Genomic DNA, 19,572 nt, shown 5'->3' on the forward strand with positions numbered 1-19,572 from the left:
GCGGTTCGCCTCAGAAAGGCGCCGGATCGAACTCGGGTTCGGTGGCGAAGGCGACCTCGCTGACCGGGCGGTCGATGTACACCCGACCGGTCGGGGAGGTCCACCTCAGCACGCCACCGGCGTCTTGCTGGACGCGCCAGGGAGAGTGGTGCTTGCCGCTGTGATGTCGTCTGCAGAAGTGGGCGAGATTCGCGATCGCGGTCGGTCCGCCGTGCGCGTGATCGATGGTGTGATCGATGTCGCACAGACGCGCCGGTATCCGGCAGGCGGGGAACCGGCAGTGCTGATCGCGCGTGCGCAGATGCCGGCGCATCTCTTCGGAGGGACGGTAGCGGTCGACGGCGAGAACGGCGCCCGAGACCGGGTGGGTGAGGATGCGGTCCCATCCGGGTGCCCCGGCCGCCAGGGTGCGCGCTGTCACAGCGTCGATCGGCCCGTGCCCGACGAGGGTGGTCGGCTCGAATGGGTCGGCGACATGATCGCCGATGAGCGTGAGTACCGGCACCGTGACCTGGATGTTCGCGCGGATCGCCTCACGTCCGCCCGGGATCGATACCGAGGAGGGCATGCCGGTGAGCAGCAGATCGCTCAAGGCGTCGGCCCGCAGCTCATTCAGGGTGCGGGTGTCGGGGGTGGCATCCGACGGGACGTCGTCGACCGGGAGGAGCGCGTCGTCATCGTCCGAGGCGCTGCGTGCGGTCTGGGCGATGCGGGCGATCTGCGAGATACGGTCGTACGCGCCGTGGGCGAGTGCGGCGGGGAGGATGGCGACGAGTTCGGCCATGCCGTCGTCGAGGTCGGTGAGGGAGACGCTGCGCCGCAGCCGTGCCTGCCGGTGGCGCTCGTCGAAGGTGGTCTCGGCGAACCACTGGGCGCGCAGCCGCGCGATCGGCGCCACCCGCGTGGCCGCTTCGGATTCGGCGTAGGGCAGGATGGCGGCTTCGTACTCGGCACGCAGTTCAGGACGCGCGATGATCGCGCCGTTGCCGACGATGACCCGCACGTGGGCGCTGGAGATGCGGCCCGCCTCGAGCGACGCGAGGGTGGCCGGGTAGTCGTTGACGAGGGCGGCGGCATCAGCCATCTGGCGCTGCACGGTGCGGTCGCTGACCCGCCAGGCGGCGGCGATCTCGGATGCCGCGATGCGGTGCGGCATCTCGGCTTCGGAGCGGTGCTGCAAGCCGGCATCCATCACCCAGTCGTCGACGATGGCACCGCTCGCGGCGAGCAGCCGGGCTTCGTGCGCCTGCAGGCGTGCCATCTGCTGCCGCACCCCGACGAGGTCGGGAAGCACCTCGCCGAGCCGGTCGACAGCACGCGCAGCGGCTTCGTCGGCGGGGAGGTAGGTGGTTCTCGGCATGCATCCATTGTCGCGCAACCCTCGGACATTTGTTCGAGTAACGGCGTCGCCTGTGGATAACGTGTAACGACGAGCGGGGCGCCCAGCCAGCGGTGCGGCCGCTCGGGGGGAGTCAGGCGCGAATCTCACGGGGGCGGCGCAGGAGCGCACGGAGCCCCAGTCCGATCGCCGCCACGACGATCGCCGTCAGGATCGGTCGCATCGCCAGTGCCGGCTCGAACAGCGCCATGCGGAAGACCCCGAGCCCGTAGTCGAGCATGTCGGCGGGGCTTTCCGCCAGCACGCGTGAGCCGACTGCATTGGTCAGGCCGGTGACGACGGCCGGGGTCACCCACACGATGACGATGGCGGTGATGGCCGCGATGACCCTTCCCGCCGTCGACACTCCCGTCCACGTGATCGCCGCGCCCACCAGCACGGCAGGCACCCACTGCACAAGCCACAGGGCAGCGGGGAACTCCGGGGGAAAGGAGCCGAAGGGCACGATGATCGCAGACAGCCACCCGCCCGCGGCGGCCGAGCCCACCGCGAGACCGATCAGCGCGCCGGCCTGCGGCGCGGTCGCGATGAGTGTGGTCGCTGCCAGGCTGATGGCGATCGTGAGCACGCTGCCGAGGGTCAGCCCCGTCACATAGATCGCCGATTCTGTGCGCTCCTGCAGCGTTGCGGCCACCGTGGCGGCGGTCTGCGCGACGGCACCCAGCTGGACGAGGCCCACACCCGCAAGCAGAAAGCCGGTTGCCCGCCGTCTCGAGCGGGCGCCGAGCGCGCGGCCGCCGATGCCGGCGAGGGCAGCACCCACGACGATCACGGAGAGGATCAGCCCCACGGCGTATTGACTGAACGGCAACAGGATGATCGGCGGGACGCCGGGCGTGAACGCCCACAGGTTCTGCGTCGGCATCCGCGCTCCGGTGAGGAGCCAGGGGAGGAGCCCGACCAGCGCGGCCGTCGCCCCGGTGAGCGGAAAGAGCCAGAGCGGACGGGTGCGCTGCGGGACCCTCTTCACCGACCCGGACGTGATGGGCTCGGGATTCATGACTCCCCTTCGATGGGCTCGACGCGGACCGGCGGCGCCAGCCTACGTGGCGGTGAGCGGTATCGGAGAGCAGCGGGTCACCGATGGGCGCGATCTGCGCGACGGCCATGGCGCCCGCGACCACTTCGCGCTACCGTGGCCGCCCACAACTCTTCACGGATCCTGGGGAACCGATGAGAACTGGACTGAGACGGCTTGCCCGCCGCATGGCCGAACCGGTCGATCGGATCCACGCACGATGGGCGCTTCCAGCCCTCACGGGCCCGGTCGAGCGGGTCGCGGTCGTGGGGATCTACCGCGACGAGCAACCCATCGCCCGCTTGATCGACGAAGTCCTCGAGAGTCGACATCGGGTGGACGTGCGGCTCGGCTCGATGGATGTCGCCCCGCCTCGGCTGCGCGACGTCACCGCGCGCGAACACCTGAGGGCGGGGAAGTTCCAGAACCTCAATGAGCTGGTCGCCGTGGACGATGCCGACCTCGACTGGCTGTTGATCGTCGATGACGATGTGGTGCTGCCCGCCGGGTTCCTCGATCGGATGATCGAGGTATGTCGTCGCTGCGATTTCGCGCTCGCACAGCCCGCTCAGACGAGGGGCAGCAACGCCAATTGGCGGATCGCCAAGCGACACTTCCTCTCGCTCGCGAGGCAGACGGGGTTCGTCGAGATCGGACCCGTCACTCTCCTGCGGCGTGACGCCCTCGCAGTGCTCGCGCCGTTCCCCGCGCATGTGCGATACGGGTGGGGCCTCGACTTCGTCTGGGCGGAGGTGATGCGACGACATGGTCTGCTGCTGGGGATCGTGGATGCCCTGGCCGTCGAGCACTCCTCACGGGCGGTCGCGACCACGTATTCGTGGGATGCTGCCCAGGCAGAGGGGCGCCGGTTCCTCGAAACCGTGCCGCACGCGCCGACGAGCATCACCACGGAGCCGCCCCGCCGGATCTTCCGCTGGGCTCCCCGTCGAGCGGGCAGGTGACGCAAGGCGAAAGGCGCCGGTCGCGGGATGAACCCCCGCGCGCCGGCGCCTTTCGTCGAAGCTCAGTACCAGCCGACGGACTGCGAGTGGCCCCAAGCGCCGCACGGAGATCCGTAGCGCCCGGAGATGTATCCCAGGCCCCACGCGATCTGCGTCGCGGGGTTGGTCTGCCAGTCGGCGCCGGCGCTGGCCATCTTGCTGCCGGGGAGCGCCTGCGGAATGCCGAAGGCACCGCTGCCGGCGTTGTACGCCTGGTAGTTCCAGCCCGATTCCTTGTTCCACAGCGACACGAGGCATCCGAACTGGTCGTCGCCCCAGCCGTACCCGGCGAGCATCGAGTGCGCGGTGGCCTGGGCATCGGCCGGGCTCGTGCCGCCCACGGCGCCGCCCGAGGCATAGACGGGGCTCGGGCTCGCGGGAGCGGACGAGCCGCCGGAGCTGCTCGGTCGCGCAGCGGCCTCGGCCGCCTCTGCCTCCGCGGCAGCGGCGGCCGCAGCGGCCTCCGCCTCGAGTCGGGCCTGCTCGGCAGCAACGCGCTCGGCTTCGGCGGCGACGGCGGCATCCAGTCGGCCGCGCAGGCCGGCGGTCGCCTCGTTCACCGTGCCGGTCTCGGCGGCGACCTCGTCGGTCGTCTCATCCAGGTCGGCGAAGGGAAGTGCCTGTGCCCTCTCGAGCTGCTGCACAGCCGTCGAGAGCCCTGCGGTGTCGACGGTGGTGTCGGGCGCGCCGATGTCGAGGCCCGACGCGGCGATGTCGGCGGCGACGGCCGTGGCCGCGGCGACAGCGGCCTGCGCCGCGGCGAGCGCCTGGTCGGCCTCCGAGGCGGGGTCGTCGGCCGTCTTCACCTGCGCGGCGGCCTCGGCGTGCAGGGGCGTCGTGGACGACGCCAGCTCGAAGACGGGGGGCTGCGCAGCCCACGCGAGCGAGGCAGCGGGGGTGCTCGCGGTGGAGCACGCTGCCGCCACGATCCCGACCGCGAGCGTCGCGACGGCCAGCAGCGGGCGGCGGCGCAGACGGCGTTCGGTGTGACGCGTGCTGCGGCGGGTGGGGTTCGTGGTGGTGTCAGAAAGCAAGAGTCAGGACCGGTTCCGTAGTCGAGGGCGCACCGAATGCCGGCGCGTCGAATCCGTTCGGGCGGATCAGGTGGCCCACTCTTGGCGAGGTTTCTGGACGCTTCCGGTGCGTTACCTGACCGTTACCTGGGCGCGACTGAAGGAAAAGGCGTGGTCAGACCGCTGTTTTTCCGGTGGGTCACTGGGATCTAGGCGAACCGCACCCAGTTCGCGCCTGCGCCGGTTTCTGCGCGTTCCAACAGGTGCAATCCCTCATCCTCGACGGCGTAGAGCGACACTGTGGTCGATCGCTCGCCTGCCGCGACGAGGTATGCGCCGTCGGGGCTGACGGCGAATCCGCGCGGCTGCGGCTCGGTCACAGTGAAGCGCTCGGGAGCCGAGACCGTGCCGTCGGCGGCGACTGCCACGGCGCCCAGGGTGCTCTCAGTGCGCTCCGAGCACCACAGTCGCCGGCCGCCGTCGGAGAAGTGCAGGTCGGCGCCCCAGATGTAGTGATTCGCCATGGGGTCGGCGCCGAATTCGCTGTGGCCGAGACCCTTCGTCGTGTCGTACGCCGTCGTGGTGTCCTGCAGCGTCAGCACCCCTGTTTCGGTGTCCCTGGCGTAGTGCAGCACCTCACCGGAGAACTCGGTGAGGACGTAGACGGCATCCTCGGCATCGTTCAGCACGAGATGGCGCGGGCCGCTGCCGGCGGGGGCGGCGACCGTCTCGGGGCCCAACGGGGTGAGGGACAGTTCGTCCTCGAGGGCGTACTGCGCGACGAGGTCGGCGCCCAGCGACACGAAGTAGGCGAAGCGCCCGTCAGTGCTGGGGAGCACCGAGTGCAGGTTCGGGAAGTCGATGCGCGAGATCGGCGCGCTCACCACACCGTCAGCGATCCCGCAGGTGATGCCGAGGCCGCCGCTGTAGGAAGCGCCCAGCAGTCCGGTGCCGCCTCGGGTGAGGGCGAGGTAGTTCATGCTCCCCGGCACATCACGGCGCGACTGCGGGGTGAGCCGCCCGCTTTCCCGGTCGAGGGACAGAGTCAGGATGCCGGCGGCGTCACCCTCGGCATCGCCCTTGACTCCGGCGTAGACGAGGTTGCGTTCGGTGTCGACGGCGAAGGTCGAGCACCCCTTCACGCCGTCGGTGACGGCCAGTCGCTCCAGCTCACCGTCGGCGAGGCGGAACGTGCTGAGGGAGCCGTCGCCGGCGTTGGCGACGAGGACGAGGCGCGAGTCGGTCATGTCTCGATCGTAGGAGGCCACGCGGATCGACGCGGAGGGGTTGCGCTGGCGTTTCATTCGGCTCCCCGTGTGGGCCGGTCGTTGAGCGAGGGAGCGCAGCGACCGGTGAGACGTGGTCGTTGAGCGAGGGAGCGCAGCGACCGAGACGAAGCGCGGTTCGGCCGGTGGGCGGGGCGTTTCGTCTCGCTGCGCTCGCTCAACGACCACGGGGCGGGGGCGTTTCGTCTCGCTGCGCTCGCTCAACGACCGGAGGGTGCGCGCTCGCTCGACGACCGGGGCGGCGTAGCCTGAACGGATGCCAGCTTCGGATGCCCCTCGGACCGCGCGGGCGCAGCTGGCCGCGCTGGCCGACGCCGTGGAACGCCGCCGGCGCAGCGAGCCGGGCGTGACACCCTCGTTCGGACCGCTGATCGACCTGCCCGTCGCACCCGGCTCGCGTCCCGCGGCGGTGCTCATCCTCTTCGGCGTGCTGGATGCCACGCCCAGCGGGCGCCCCGCCGCCGACACAGCCGTCTCGCGCGACCTCGACGTGCTGCTTCTCGCGCGGGCGGCGACCCTGCGCTCGCACCCCGGACAGGTGGCGTTCCCCGGCGGGCGGGTGGATCCCGGCGACGACGGACCCATCGCCGCGGCGCTGCGCGAGGCGCAGGAGGAGACGGGTCTCGACCCCTCCGGTGTGGAGGTGCTCGGGGCCCTCGAAACAATCCCGCTGGCGTTCTCGCGGCACCTCGTCACTCCGGTGCTCGGGTGGTGGCGGCATCCGTCGCGCGTGCGCGTCGTGGACGAAGGCGAGTCCGCGGCGGTCTTCCGTGCGCCCGTGGCCGACTTGCTGAATCCGGCCAACCGCGGCGTCACCGTGCTTCGCGACGGCGCACGCGAGATGCGCGGACCGGCCTTCTCCGTCGGAGAGGGGCCGGGGGCCCACCTCGTGTGGGGATTCACCGCGATGGTGCTCGACGTGCTGTTCGATCGGCTCGGCTGGACCGAGCCGTGGGATGCCACCCGCGAGATGCCGCTGGCGCTGCCGCCCGATCGGTGACCGACGGCCGGCGTGGCGGATCAGCCGATGTCGTCGGAGGGAGGGCGCGTCAGCAGCGGCAGGCCGGTGCATCCTCTTGCGTCTGGGCTGCGCGGTGTTCCGCTGTGCCGTGCGAGGGCACCCCGTCGGTCGCGCAACATCCGGCGCTGTCTCCGGTCACGTCCGCGTGCGCGCGCATCGGGGCCGGAACGTCCAGTGTCGGGTTTCGGTCGAAGAAGCCGTGCGGCACCAGGCTGAAGCCGGCGCTGTCCACGGGCATGATCGGCCAGTCTTCCGTTCGCGGGAAGTGCGTCAGCCCGAACGTGTGCCACAGCACGAGGTCCTGACCGTCGATGTCGGCATCCCGCTCGATCCACCGATCGATCGTGCCGAAGCCATCGTTCTGGTTCACCAGTTCGCCGGACGGGAAGCGCTCGTCGGGGGAGTACCGCGTCACCCACAGATCGTGCGTCGTGAAGGCCGCGCGCCGGGCGATGGACGATGAGGGATCGGCGAGGAGGCTCGGCTGCCCCTCGGCCCGCAGAATGTAGCCCACCGGCTTGCCGACGATGTTGGTGACCTCCGGGTTCACCACGTGCCACACGCGGCCGCGCTTGCCGTCGGCATCCCGCACGCCCTCCCGTTCGGTGCGGAGCCGCGTGGTCGAGAGGGTGAAGGCGTTGCCGTAGGGGTTCGCCTCGCCCACCGGCACGCGCTGCGCCTCCAGCTCGTCGACGGCGTTGTTCACGCCATCGACCATCATGTCGAGTCGGGCGGAGAAGAGGTGCTGGTGATACGGCGCTCCGATTCCCGGCGCGATCTGGGACGCCCACGGGTAGTCACTGCCATCCGGCTGGGTACCGGGGTAGGCCGAGGCGAACACCACGCCGGTCGCCTTGCATTCCAGCTCGATGCGGCCGTCGAGGTAGAGGTGCCAGTAGAACCCGTAGTCGTAGTTCCCGACGGTGATGAAGAACGAGATGACCAAGCGCCGGTTTCGGCGGACATCGCCCGAACGGTAGTACTCGTCGGTGTGCTTCCAGAGGATGGAGGCGTCCTCCTCGTGCATGCAGATGGCGTTGCGGATCGTGCGCGGCATGCCGTCGGTCGCGGCGATCGTCGCGTCGAAGTAATGGATCTCGCCGAGGCAGTCGCAGCCGAGCTCCAGCGAGTTCGCGCACTTGCCCAGCGAATACTCCCCGGCATCGAAGTAGTTCTGCCAGAACCGCACGGGGCTCGGGTCGCCGTAGGGCACGACCATCTCCGCGATCGACGCGCGATAGAGGATCGGCCGCAGTCGCTCGCCGTCGGTGAAGGACAGCTCGTGCAGCGTCAGCCCTTCCACCTGGTTGAATCCGATGCGGAAACGCCACTTCTCCCACTCCACGATGTCCCCGTCGACAGTGAAGCTGGGGCCCTCCGGCTGGGTGATCACGATCGGTTTCTGCGTCGTCCGCGGCGCCGGCAATTCAGCCGGCAGATGGAAGTTGTGGCGCTCCTGCGGCACGTCGAAGTGCCGATCTTCGATCAGCCGCATCATCTCGCCGGTGATCAGATCGACGTACGCCACCACCCCGTCGATCGGGTGGGCCCAGGCGTTGTCGTCCTCGTCGAGCTGCAGGAACGACAGGCACCGCACGATGCGCCGGCCGTCCTCGTCGGGCAGCCCGAAGCGACCAGCCGACAGGGCGGAGATGCGCACCAGAGAGACATCCTCGATGCCCCGTCGGGCCATCGCCGCGACCCACTGAGGCTCCGCGCGCAGCAGGTGCTCGACGCGCTCGAACTCGTCCTCGACGATCGGCGGCTGACCCTCCGCGATCACGTCGACCTCCCGCTGCCCGACCACTGCGCGCGCGACGAGATCGACCGTCACCTCGTGCACCGCTCCGGTGACGCGATCCATTACGACGTTCCCGACACGACGGTCGTGCGCGCTGCCCTCGAGCACGGCGGCCTTGTCCGGCTCGATGAGGTTCACGAGCATGAACGCGGTCGTGGCGTCGTCGAAGCCGGCGCCGAGGACGATGTCGCGGTTGGCCTGGATCTCGGAAGAGGTGAGTCGGTCGAGCGGGTGGGACATGGGGGCTCCGAGGGGTGAGGGGCGGCAGGGGGTCAGCGGCCGGCGAACCAGGTCGTCTTGAGGGAGGTGAACTTGTCGAGGGCGTGCAGGGAGAGATCGCGGCCGAACCCGGATTGCTTGACGCCCCCGAACGGGGTGGTCACATCCAGGGCGTCCACGGTGTTGACCGAGACGGTGCCCACGCGCAGCGCCCGGGATACCCGGAGGGCGCGATGGATGTCGTCGGTGAACACGGATGCCGCGAGTCCATATTCGCTGTCGTTGGCCAGTCGCACGGCCTCGTCCTCGTCGTCGAACACGGAGACGGCCAGGACAGGGCCGAAAATCTCCTCGCGCCACAGCGCGCTGTCCACGGGCGTGTCGGCGAACACGGTCGGCGCCAGGAAGAACCCGCCGGAGTCGGCGTGCAGCTGCTCTCCGCCGGTGACCAGGCGTGCGTCCTCCTTCGCGGCGGCCACGTGGGCGAGCACCCTCGACAGCTGACCGGCGCTGACGAGCGGGCCCATCGCGCTCGCGGGATCCATCGGATCCCCCACGGCGAGGGCCTGTGCGCGGGCGGCGATGCGCTCGATGAGCGCGTCGGCGATCGATCGGTGCACCAGCAGTCGGGAGTTGGCCGAGCACACCTGTCCGCTGCACGAGAAGATCCCCGCCACGGCGCGATCCGCGACCAGGTCGAGGTCGGCGGCATCGGGGAAGACGATGTTGGCGCTCTTGCCGCCGCACTCCAGCCAGACCGCCTTCATGTTCGAGCGGCCGGCGTACTCGAGGAAGAGCTTCCCGACCGTCGTCGAGCCGGTGAAGGCGATCACGTCGACATCGGGGTGCAGCCCCAAGGCCTGCCCGGCTTCCGTGCCGTGCCCGGGCACCACGTTGAGGACGCCCGCGGGCAGCCCGGCCGCGACGGCGAGTTCCGCAAGGCGCAGGGCTGACAGAGGCGATTCCTCGGCCGGCTTCAGGATGACGCTGTTCCCCGCAGCCAGCGCAGGTGCCAGCTTCCAGATCGCCATCTCGAGCGGGTAGTTCCACGGCACGACTGCGCCCACGACGCCCACCGGCTCCCGGGTCACGATCGCCAGGTCGGGAGCCGCCACCGGTGCGACCTCGCCGTACAGCTTGTCGATCGCCTCCGCGTACCACTGCAGGATGGCGGCGCTGCCCGGCACGTCGATCGTGGAGGTGTCGGAGATCAGCTTGCCGCCGTCGAGGGTGTCGAGTACGGCGAGGTCATCGCCCGCCGCGCGGATCGCGTCGGCCAGGGCCAGCAGAACCGTCTTGCGCTCTGCGGGGGACGCCTGCGACCATGCCCCGTCGTCGAATGCCCGTCGAGCGGAGACCACGGCGCGATCGACATCGGCCGCGCGACACCGGGCCACCCTGGCCAGAACCTGTCCGGTGGCGGGATTCACCGTGTCGAAGGTGCCGCCGTCGGCGGCGTCGACGAAGACGCCGTCGATGAACGCCTGCGTGCGGAAGGGGACGGTCTCGGCCAGCGCGGACCACTCAGCGTGTGTGGGCATGGGTGTGCTCCTTTTCGGGACAGGGCAGGGGGGAGTCGTGGTGCCGGGCGGCGTCGATGACGGTCTGTGCCATCAGGATCGCACCCTCGACGGCGGCCTCCTCCGCGGCGGGGGTGCCGGCGGCGTCGGCGAACGCCTCCTGGTGATTGACGGCGGGGAGGGACCCGATGGAGAGGTAGGGGTGGATGGCCCGGACCACCCGCGACACGTTGCCCATGTCGGTCGACGCGGTGTTCATCCCGCCCGGCCGCACCTCGTCGAGATCCATGTCGCGGCCGCGGGCGGCGGCGTTGCGGGCGAAGGCCGCGACGAGGTCCTCGTCGTTGTGGAACTCCGAGTACCGATGGCTCGTCTCCTGGAGGTCCACCGTGCACCCCGTCGCGAGGGCGCCGGCCTCGAAGCACGCCATCACGCGGGGGTAGACCTCCTCGAGCTCCTCGAGCGTCGCGGCCCGCACGTACCAGCTGCCCAGCGCCGACCCCGGGATCGCGTTGGGGGCGCTGCCGGCCTCCCGCACGATGCCGTGGACGCGGACGCTCGGCGGAAGCTGCTGACGCAGAAGGCCGATGGCGACCTGGGCGACAGTGAAGGCATCGGCGGCGTTGATGCCCAGCGTCGGGTAGGCGGCGGCGTGCGTCTCGCGGCCGCGGTACGCGACGTCGAGGTGCGCCACGGCCAGCGGGCGGGCATAGACCGAGTCCGCCGGCCCGGGGTGCACCATCATGGCGATGTCCACGCCGTCGAACACGCCGGCCTCGAGCAGCATCACCTTGCCGCCGCCGCCCTCCTCCGCCGGGGCGCCGACCACGGTGAGCGTGAGCCCGAGCTCGTCCGCGAGCGGCGCCAGCGCGGATGCCGCGCCGACGGCGGCCGCGGCGATCACGTTGTGACCGCATGCGTGACCGAGTCCGGCGAGCGCGTCGTACTCGGCCACGATCGCCACGTGCAGCGAACCCGTCCCGGTCGTCGCGGTGAAGGCCGTCGGCAGGCCGCCCGCACCGCGGCTCACGGTCATGCCGAGCTCCGCCAGCGCGTCCGTCAGCAGGGCGGCAGCCCGGTGCTCGTCGAACGCGGTCTCGGGGTCGGCATGGAGCGCGCGGCTGATGCCGACGACGAGTCCGCGACGGTCCTCCACCGCGTCGGCCGCCCACCGTTTGAGCTCCACCGCTGACGTGCTCATTCGTCGCCCGGCACGCCGTACGACGGTGCCGCCGAGGGATCGATCGCGCGGATGAGGTAGTCGCTCTTCTGGGGGAGCCAGAGGCCGACGAGGCGGCGCAGCTCCGCCACCGGCTCGGCGTGGTCGTCCACCCGCAGGTCGGTCACCCGCCACGAGGCCGCATCCGACACGACGGCCAGTCCGGCCGAACGCAGCGGTCCGGCCTCGCCGCCGGCGGCCTGCGCCGCTTCGAGCCCGGCCAGCAGCCGCTCCTCGAACGACCCGGCCGCGGCGGTGAACCCGGCCACCATCTGCTCGAGCACGTCGTCGCCCGCGAGCATGTTGCCGGCGGCGACGCATCCCTCGCCCAGCCGGTGCCCGTGGATGCCGAGCGCACGCGACCCCGAGTGCACGGCGACGCGCCCAGCGGCATCCACCACGGTCAGCTGCCGGTAGTCGCCGTGGGTGTCGGACGCGAGGGCCGCAGTGAGCGCATCGGAGGCGGGCGCACCGTCGGCGAGCGCACGCAGCGCCGCCGGGCCGAGGGCCGGGTTCGTGACGTTCTGCGACGCGACAGCGCCCACCCCCGAAGCCAGGTGCAGGCAGCGTGAAGCGACGGCGGGGCTCGAGGAGGCGATCACCATGCCGAACGCGCCGTCGGCGTCGCGGGCTGCGAGCGAGAGCGTCACAGCGTCACCGTGTGGTCGTCGGCCGGGTCGCTGATCACGGCGGTCGCGTCGATCTCGACGAGCCACTCCGGACGGGCGAGGGCTTCGACGACCAGGCCCGTCGAGACGGGGTGGACGCCCTTGAGCCAGCGGCCCATCGTGCGGTACACCGTCTCCCGGTAGCGGATGTCCGTGAGGTACACGACGACCTTCACGATGTCCTCCAGCCGGGACCCGGCCTCGCGCAGCAGCAGGTCGATATTGGCCATCGCCTTCTCGGTCTGAGCTTCGACGTCGCCGATGCCCACGCTCTCGCGAGTGTCGAGGTCCTGTCCGATCTGACCGCGCAGGTAAACGACGCCCCCGGCCACAACGGCCTGGCACAGGTCGTTGTCGAGGTCCTGCTCGGGGTAGGTGACCTTCGTGTTGAACGGGCGGATGCGGGTGTGAGCGGTCATCGCGTGATCTCCATCTCTGCGGCGGCGGATTCCAGGGGCACGGCAGCCGCCGTGGCGGGGGCGGCGTCGTGGCCGGCGTCGGGTCCGGGGTACGCGAGGTAGCTGCGCTGGATCTGGATGTGATCGCACACGTGCTTGGCGTCGTGCCAGACGCCCCAGATGAAGCTGGAGCCGCGGCGCGACTGCCACGGCAGCCCGAGGAAGTAGACGCCGGCCTCGCGGGAGACGCCGCGACGGTGAGCGGGCCTGCCGTCGGCATCCAGCGCGCCCTCCGGCAGCCAGCTGTAGTCGGCCGCGAAGCCGGTCGCCCACACCACGGCCGAGATCCCGGCGCACTCGAGATCGAGGTCCTCGAGGGGATGGGTGACGCAGGACGGATCGGAGCCGATGACGCGGGCCTCGGGCTCCTCCGGCAGGTCCAGCCCGTTGCGTGCGATGTACGCATCGGCCTCGTCGAGCAGGGCGAGGTACGACGCGTCGCCGGCGGCGATGTTGGCGGCCAGATCCGGCGCGAAGGTCACCAGCCCGTCCTGGTGGGCGATGGTGCGCCCCACGAGGGTGACGCCGTCGTCGGCCAGGCGACGGAAGTCGACGGTGTGCCCGCCGTCGGCGCCGGAGACGGCGATCGTGACGTGCTTGGCGCCCTGCGGCGGGGTCGCCGCGTCCCACTTGTCCAGGACGCCGAGCCACCACACGAAGTCGCGGCCGCGGTAGCTGCGGGGCGGCCGGTCGTGAGGGCCCACCGACAGATACGTGGGCCGACCGGATCGCTGCAGCTCTGCGGCGATCTGCACACCCGACGAGCCGGCGCCGACCACCAGGACCGCTCCGGGGGGAAGCTGCGCGGGGTTGCGGTAGGCGCTCGAGTGCAACTGCACGACAGCGGGATTCTCGGGGATGAGGGCGGGGATGACCGGCTGCTGGAACGCGCCGGTCGCCGCCACGACGTAGCGTGCCTCGACGGTCCCCGCCGAGGTCTCGACCCGGAAGCCCGGCTGTCCGGTGAGCCTGCGCACCGCCCGCACCTCCACCCCGCACTGGATGGGGGCGTCGAACCGGGCCGCGTACTCGGTGAAGTAGTCGGCGACCTGGTCCTTGGTCGCGAACGCGTCGGGGGCGAGCCCGGCGAAGCTCAGGCCCGGGAAGCGGTCGTGCCACACTGGCCCGTTGGTCACCAGGGAGTCCCAGCGCTCCGAGCGCCACCGCTCCGCGATGCGGCCGCGCTCGAGGACGATGTGGGTCACTCCGGCGCGAGTGAGGTGCTCGCTCATCGCCACGCCGGCCTGCCCGGCCCCGACGACGACGACCTCCACGTTCTCGATCACCGCGCGCACCCCCGTTCGCGAGTGGGGAGCAGCGGGAGAGGACGGGTTGCGACGGGGCCGCGATCCGGGACGAGCGCCATGGTGGGGAGCCTTCGGTGGGAGCAACGGGGGACGGTATGAGTTTGGGAACAGCGGTTCCGGCAAAGCAAATAGCCCGGCGCGCGCTTTTGCATCTAGTATTCGTATGCAAAGGCTTGGCAATATCGCTGAAACCTATCGGAAATACGAGGTCCCCATGCGACAACCCGCTCGAGCAGACGTCTCCCTGACCCAGCTCCGCTACTTCGTCGCCGCCGCTGAGCTCGGCAGCATGACGTGGGCGGCAGACGAGCTGTTCGTCGCCCAGTCCGCGGTGTCGACATCGATCGCGAACCTCGAGGCCGCGGTCGGGGTGCAGCTGCTGATCCGTCGCAGGGCGAAAGGGCTGCAGCTGACGCCGCAGGGCGCGCAGTTCCTGCAGCGGGCGCGCGGCATCCTCGCCGCCGTCGACGACGCCGTGATGGCGCTCAAACCGGAGAACACCGCCGGGCGCATCGTCATCGGCTGCTTCCAGACCCTCGCGCCGTTCTACCTGCCGCCGATCATCAGCGGCCTCGAGGACGCCTACCCCGAGTTGCAGGTGGACGTGTCGGAGCTCACCGCAGACCGCATCGAGGAGGCGCTGCTGGACCAGTCCATCGAGATCGCGCTCACGTACGACCTCGGCCTCGGACCCGACATCGACCGTGAGGTGCTCTCGCAGGTCCCGCTGTACGCCGCCGTGAGCAGCGACCATCCGCTCGCCGGGCAGGAGACGGTCAGCCTCTCGCAGCTCGTCGACGAGCCCATGGTGCTGCTGGACCTTCCGGCCAGCCGCGACTACTTCCTGCAGGCCTTCGCCGATCAGGGCCTGCGACCGTCGGTGCGCTACCGGTTCACCAATTTCGAGGCGGTGCGAGCCATGGTCGCCAGCGGCCACGGCTTCACGCTGCTCAACCAGCAGCCCAAGCTCGGGCACACGTACGCCGGCACGGAGCTGCACAGGCTCGGCATCCGCGAGTCCACGCGTCCGCTGGACCTCGTGCTGGCGCGCCGCAGCGCCGGGACCCGTGTGACCCGCAAGGCCGAGATCTTCGCCGAGGAATGCAGGCGGGCGGTGGCGGCGCTTGCGGGCCCGCCCGTCGACGTGGCCGCTCAGTCGGCGCGGTAGACGAGCTTCCCGCCCACGACGGTGCGCATGACGGCCGCCGAGCCGAGCTCGTCGACGTGGCGCAGGTCGCGGTCGACCCAGACGAGATCGGCCGCCGCGCCCACACGCAGCGTGCCGGTCTCGCCGTCGAGCCGATTGATGAACGCCGCCTCGGCGAGGTAGGCGTCGAGCGCGACGCCCAGCGGGATCGCCTCGTCCGGCAGCAGCGGCACCGTGAGCACCTCGTTTCCGATCGCGTGGGGGTCCTCCGCGACGCCCGTGCGGGTCACGGCGGTCTTGACCGCCCACAGCGGATCGGGCGCGGTGACCGGCCAGTCGCTGCCGCCGACGATGCGGGCGCCGTGGCGCCGCAGCGTGCCGAAGGGGAAGTGGTGCCCCGCCCGGTCGTCGCCCAGCAGCGGGAGCTTGCGGGTGATGATCTCCTTGTCCCTGCGCGCCCACAGTGCGGTGACGTTCGCCGTGGCGTCGAGCTCGCGGAAGCGCGGTGCATCCGACGGGTGCACCAGGTCGAGGTGTGCGATGTGGTGGCGGTTGCCGGACCGCCCGTTGTGCAGCCGCGCCGCCTCCAGCGCGTCCAGCGCGTCGCGCACAGCGGCGTCGCCGACGGCGTGGAAGTGGATCTGGAACCCGGCTGCGTCGAGGGCGACCGTCAGCGCGGCCAGCGCGGCCGGCTCGATGAAGCGGATGCCGCGGTCGTCGGGGTGCCCGGTGAAGGGCTCGAGCATGGCGGCGGTGTGGTTCTCGACCATCCCGTCGATCATGACCTTGACGGTGCCGGCGTCCAGCCGTGCGCTCGCGCGCAGGCGTTCGCGGGTCGTGATCAGCTCGGCGATCTGCTCCACGCCGCGCTCGCGATCCCACCACAGCGCGAGGACGACGCGGCCGGTGAGCAAGCCCTCGCGGTCGAGATGCTCGTACACCGGCAGCGCGTCGGGGCCGAGGTCGGAGGGCCCGACGGCGGCATCCTGCCATGCCGTGATCCCGGCGGCGTGGAGCCGCTGCTGCGCGGCGCGGAGGGCGAGGGCGAGCATCGGCAGGTCGGGTTCGGCCAGGAGCGCCGTCACCGGCGCGGTGGCCGCCTCGAGCAGCATGCCCGTCGGCGCCCCGTCGGCGTCGCGGAGAATGCGTCCGCCGACCGGGTCGGGGGTGCCTGCATCGATCCCCGCCGCCCGCAGCGCGGCGGTGTTCACCCACGCGCCGTGCGCGTCATGGCTGTGCAGGACCACCGGGCGGTCCGGCACCACCGCGTCCAGCTCGGCGGCCGTGGGGAAGCCGCCGGGAAAGACGTCGCCGAACCAGCCCCCGCCGCTGAGCACGGGGAGCTCAGGGTGCGCTGCGGCGTAGTCGCCGATGAGACGGAGGTACCCGCCGCGGTCGTGGACGGTGTGCAGATCGATCGAGAGCAGCTGGAGCCCGGCGAGCAGGGGGTGCACATGCGCATCCTGGAACCCCGGCAACAGCGTCCCGCCGGCGAGGTCCACGGTCTCGTCGGCGGCGGGAAGCGGATCGCCCGCTGCGAGCACGGCCGCGATCCGGTCACCGCGGGTGAGGACGGCGCCCTCGCTGAAGCGGCCCTCGCCGAGGTAGAGCAGGCCGTTGGTGTAGAGCGTCGTGTGCATGGGACTCCGATCGGTCGCGGCCGCCGTCGGCGACGGCCCCACCTTCCGGCGCTCATATTTCGCATTTGTTACGTCGATATTGCGCAGGAATTGCATCACAAAAGATGATTTAAACTCTCGCCCACGGCTATTTGCTTGGGCGCTCACGGGGTCACGATGCTGGTCCCACTTCACCCGACGAGCGCCACCCACCGGAAGGACCCCCCATGTCCCGCAGAACCCCCGCCCTCCGTGCAGCAGCAGCCTTGGTGATCGGCGCCGGCCTGTTCGCCACCACCGCCTGCTCCGCCGGCGCCGACGCAGCGTCGGACACCCCCACCGTCGGCATGGGCATCCAGCCGTGGCTGGGCTACGGACCCTGGTACATCGCGCAGGAGAAGGGCTACTTCGAGGAGGCGGGGGTCGACGTCAAGATCACCAACTTCATGAACGACGCCGATATGAGCGCCGCCTTCGCCTCCGACCGCATCCAGGTCGCCAACATGGCGAGCCACTCCGCTCTGCAGCTGGTCGAGCAGGGTCTGGACATCACGATCGTGCTGCTGCTGGACGCCTCGCTGGCCGCGGACGCCATCCTCACCGACGGCTCCGTCACCGAGGTGTCGGAGCTCGCGGGCAAGAGCATCGCGTTCGAGGAGGGATCGGTCAGCAACCTGCTGCTCGGCTACGCGCTCCAGGAGAGCGGACTCAGCCTCGACGACATCTCGCCGGTTCCGATGGACCCGTCCGAGGCGGCGACGGCACTCATCGGCGGCAGCGTGCCCGTGGCCGTGACGTATGAGCCGTACATCTCGGAGGCGCAGAAGGCGAGCGAGGGCTTCGAGACCATCTTCACCGCGGCCGAGAAGGAGGGCCTCATCAGCGACGTGCTCGCGGTGGACAACGACTTCCTCGCCGAGAACCCCGAGGCGGTCCAGCGGATCGTCGACGCGTGGGCGCCGGCGATCTCGTTCTACGAGTCCGACACCGACGAGGCGCGCGCCATCATCGCCGAGAGCGTCGGCAGCGACGTGGACGCCCTCGCCACCGCGTTCGACGGCGTGAAGTTCTTCACCCTCGCGCAGAACAAGACGATGCTCTCCGGTGAATACCTCACCTCCGTGCTGCCCGCCGTGCAGGACGTCGCCGCAGCGATCGGCCTGGTGCAAGGGGGCCTCGACCTGGCATCCCTCATCGACCCGACGTTCGTCGAAGACGCGCCGTGAGCCGCATCGACACCACACGGAGTGCCACGATGACCATCACCCCTGACGCCCCCGCCGCGCGCCGACCACGCGCGGCGGGGCGCGCCCGCCCCGCCACCGGGCCGCTGACCCGCCGGCAGTACCTGACCACGGCGATCGTCGCCTTCATCGTGCTGCTCGCGGCGTGGGCTGCGGTGAGTCTGTCCGGGATCGTCAACCCGCTGTTCCTGCCGTCGCCGTTCGCGGTCGTGGCGAAGCTCGGCGAGCAGGCCGGCAACGGCGAGCTGTGGTCCGACATGGGCATCAGCACCTACCGGGTGATGGTGGGCTTCCTGGCCTCGAGCCTGCTCGCCATCCCGATCGGCGTGCTGTGCGGCGCACTGGTGCGCGTCGAGGCGGCGGTCGAGCCGATCATGGACTTCATCCGCTACATGCCGGTAGTGGCCTTCGTGCCTCTGACGATCCTCTGGGTCGGCACCGACGACATGCAGAAGTTCCTCATCATCTTCCTCGGCACGTTCTTCCAGCAGGTGCTCATGTTCGCCGACGCGGTGCGGCGGGTGCCGGTGTCCTACCGCAATCTCGGGGCGACCCTCGGGCTGTCGTCACGGCAGATCCTCACACGCATCGTCTTCCCTTCCGCGCTGCCGCGCATCTGGGACGCGCTGCGGATCAGCCTGGGGTGGGCATGGACCTGGCTGGTCGTCGCCGAGCTGGTCGCGGCCACGTCGGGCATGGGCTACCGCATCACCCAGGCCCAGCGGTTCCTCGAGACCGATCTCATCATCGGCTACGTCATCGTGCTCGGCCTGCTCGGGCTCGTCTTCGACCAGATCATGCGCGCGCTCGGTCGCCGCTTCTTCCGCTACCTGAAGGGACGGTCGTGATGACCACTCCGGTTCTGCTGCGCACGCCCAAGGTTCAGGTGGAGGGCGTCACCAAGACGTTCGGAGAGGTGCAGGCACTCAGCGACGTCACCCTCACCCTCGGCGACCGCGAGTTCGTCTCCGTCGTCGGCGCATCCGGGTGCGGAAAGAGCACCCTGCTGTCGATCATCGCCGGGCTGGAAGCCCCGACCGCCGGGTCCGCTTCGCTCGGTGGCGAGCTCATCACGGGTCCCGGCCGCGATCGCGGCGTCGTCTTCCAGTCCGCGACTCTGCTGCCCTGGCTCAGCGCGCTGGACAACGTCGTGTTCGCGCTCAAGGGCGAACAGGGGATGAGCCGCCGACAGCGTGTCGACCGCGCCCGTGAGGTGCTGTCGCAGGTGGGACTGACCGGGTTCGAGGACTCCTACCCCGCGCAGCTCTCCGGAGGGATGCAGCAGCGCGTGGCACTGGCGCGCTCGCTGGCCTACGGCCCGGAGGTTCTGCTGATGGACGAGCCGTTCGGGGCGCTCGACGCCCTCACCCGTCGCACGATGCAGGAGCTGCTCACCGAGGTGTGGGAGCTGAACCGCATGACGGTCATGCTCATCACGCACGACATCGAGGAAGCGGTCTTCCTTTCGGATCGCGTCATCGCGATGACGCCGCGCCCGGGGAAGGTCAGCGCGGAGTACGTGATCGATCTGCCGCGTCCGCGCGATGCCGAGGTGATCGGGAGCCCGGAGTTCCACGGGTACTACTCCGAGATCCTCCATCTCATCCACCACGGCTGAGAGCCGGGCGTGGC

The 19,572-nt window shown here is 70.6% G+C and carries 17 protein-coding genes; 6 read left to right on the plus strand and 11 right to left on the minus strand.

All coding sequences use genetic code 11. The annotated features are described in order from the left end of the window. Positions 1-10: 10 nt before the first annotated feature. Both NQ165_RS06705 and NQ165_RS06710 read right to left on the minus strand, forming a co-directional pair. The gene (locus tag NQ165_RS06705) at positions 11-1,360 is read right to left on the minus strand and encodes an HNH endonuclease signature motif containing protein (protein WP_257532142.1); all 1,350 of its coding nucleotides are present in this window, start codon (positions 1,358-1,360) and stop codon (positions 11-13) included. A 112-nt stretch (positions 1,361-1,472) separates the two neighbouring features. Then, positions 1,473-2,399: a hypothetical protein gene (locus NQ165_RS06710; RefSeq protein ID WP_257532144.1), complete on the minus strand. Its 927-nt coding sequence runs from the start codon at positions 2,397-2,399 to the stop codon at positions 1,473-1,475. Positions 2,400-2,605: 206 nt separating this feature from the next. Between NQ165_RS06710 and NQ165_RS06715 the strand changes: the two genes are divergently transcribed. Then, positions 2,606-3,379, plus strand: coding sequence for a hypothetical protein (locus NQ165_RS06715; protein WP_257532146.1), 774 nt, complete (start codon positions 2,606-2,608; stop codon positions 3,377-3,379). A 62-nt stretch (positions 3,380-3,441) separates the two neighbouring features. Here NQ165_RS06715 and NQ165_RS06720 read toward each other — a convergent pair whose 3' ends face one another. Together NQ165_RS06720 and NQ165_RS06725 are read right to left on the minus strand one after the other, a co-directional pair. Continuing rightward, complete coding sequence (locus NQ165_RS06720; RefSeq protein ID WP_257525941.1) at positions 3,442-4,452, minus strand: lytic transglycosylase domain-containing protein; 1,011 nt, start codon at positions 4,450-4,452, stop codon at positions 3,442-3,444. A 188-nt stretch (positions 4,453-4,640) separates the two neighbouring features. Continuing rightward, positions 4,641-5,678, minus strand: coding sequence for a lactonase family protein (locus tag NQ165_RS06725; protein WP_257525940.1), 1,038 nt, complete (start codon positions 5,676-5,678; stop codon positions 4,641-4,643). Positions 5,679-5,973: 295 nt separating this feature from the next. On the opposite strand from NQ165_RS06725, the gene NQ165_RS06730 reads away from it, so the two are divergent. After that, positions 5,974-6,717, plus strand: a complete 744-nt coding sequence (locus tag NQ165_RS06730) for a CoA pyrophosphatase (RefSeq protein WP_257532148.1) — start codon at positions 5,974-5,976, stop codon at positions 6,715-6,717. A gap of 49 nt (positions 6,718-6,766) precedes the next feature. Here the strand turns inward: NQ165_RS06730 and NQ165_RS06735 are convergent, their stop codons facing one another. Genes NQ165_RS06735 through NQ165_RS06760 form a run of 6 tightly spaced genes read right to left on the minus strand, consistent with a single transcriptional unit; the run spans position 6,767 to position 13,909 of the window. Next, complete coding sequence (locus tag NQ165_RS06735) at positions 6,767-8,779, minus strand: primary-amine oxidase (RefSeq protein WP_257532150.1); 2,013 nt, start codon at positions 8,777-8,779, stop codon at positions 6,767-6,769. A gap of 32 nt (positions 8,780-8,811) precedes the next feature. Continuing rightward, a complete protein-coding gene (locus NQ165_RS06740) occupies positions 8,812-10,299 on the minus strand; it encodes an aldehyde dehydrogenase (RefSeq protein WP_257525937.1) in 1,488 nt (495 codons plus the stop codon). Next, positions 10,283-11,479 (minus strand): amidohydrolase, encoded by a 1,197-nt coding sequence (locus tag NQ165_RS06745; protein WP_257525936.1) that lies wholly within the window; start codon positions 11,477-11,479, stop codon positions 10,283-10,285. Before NQ165_RS06745 ends, NQ165_RS06740 begins: the two co-directional genes overlap by 17 nt. Continuing rightward, positions 11,476-12,147, minus strand: coding sequence for a DUF1028 domain-containing protein (locus NQ165_RS06750; RefSeq protein WP_257525934.1), 672 nt, complete (start codon positions 12,145-12,147; stop codon positions 11,476-11,478). The genes NQ165_RS06745 and NQ165_RS06750 overlap by 4 nt, the downstream gene beginning before the upstream one ends. Further along, entirely contained in the window at positions 12,144-12,584 is a 441-nt protein-coding gene (locus tag NQ165_RS06755; protein ID WP_257525933.1) for a RidA family protein, read from the minus strand. Before NQ165_RS06755 ends, NQ165_RS06750 begins: the two co-directional genes overlap by 4 nt. Beyond that, positions 12,581-13,909, minus strand: coding sequence for an NAD(P)/FAD-dependent oxidoreductase (locus NQ165_RS06760; protein ID WP_257525932.1), 1,329 nt, complete (start codon positions 13,907-13,909; stop codon positions 12,581-12,583). The genes NQ165_RS06755 and NQ165_RS06760 overlap by 4 nt, the downstream gene beginning before the upstream one ends. 235 nt (positions 13,910-14,144) lie before the next feature. Here NQ165_RS06760 and NQ165_RS06765 point away from each other — a divergent pair, with 235 nt between their 5' ends. Then, positions 14,145-15,098 carry a LysR substrate-binding domain-containing protein gene (locus NQ165_RS06765; RefSeq protein ID WP_257525931.1) on the plus strand — a complete coding sequence of 318 codons (954 nt, stop codon included), beginning with the start codon at positions 14,145-14,147 and terminating at the stop codon, positions 15,096-15,098. On the opposite strand, the gene NQ165_RS06770 is transcribed toward NQ165_RS06765, so the two are convergent. Further along, positions 15,083-16,717: an amidohydrolase gene (locus NQ165_RS06770; protein WP_257525930.1), complete on the minus strand. Its 1,635-nt coding sequence runs from the start codon at positions 16,715-16,717 to the stop codon at positions 15,083-15,085. The two genes, NQ165_RS06765 and NQ165_RS06770, sit on opposite strands and share 16 nt — an antisense overlap. Positions 16,718-16,923: 206 nt before the next feature. On the opposite strand from NQ165_RS06770, the gene NQ165_RS06775 reads away from it, so the two are divergent. Genes NQ165_RS06775 through NQ165_RS06785 form a run of 3 tightly spaced genes read left to right on the plus strand, consistent with a single transcriptional unit; the run spans position 16,924 to position 19,558 of the window. Then, the gene (locus NQ165_RS06775) at positions 16,924-17,922 is read left to right on the plus strand and encodes an ABC transporter substrate-binding protein (protein ID WP_257532152.1); all 999 of its coding nucleotides are present in this window, start codon (positions 16,924-16,926) and stop codon (positions 17,920-17,922) included. Between the two features lie 29 nt (positions 17,923-17,951). Next, on the plus strand, positions 17,952-18,788 hold the full coding sequence (locus tag NQ165_RS06780) for an ABC transporter permease (RefSeq protein ID WP_257525928.1): 837 nt from the start codon (positions 17,952-17,954) through the stop codon (positions 18,786-18,788). After that, positions 18,788-19,558 (plus strand): ABC transporter ATP-binding protein, encoded by a 771-nt coding sequence (locus NQ165_RS06785; RefSeq protein ID WP_257525927.1) that lies wholly within the window; start codon positions 18,788-18,790, stop codon positions 19,556-19,558. The genes NQ165_RS06780 and NQ165_RS06785 overlap by 1 nt, the downstream gene beginning before the upstream one ends. The last annotated feature ends 14 nt before the right edge of the window (positions 19,559-19,572 follow it).

It is taken from the genome of Microbacterium sp. zg.Y1084 (assembly GCF_024623595.1).
Lineage (GTDB): Bacteria > Actinomycetota > Actinomycetes > Actinomycetales > Microbacteriaceae > Microbacterium > Microbacterium wangruii.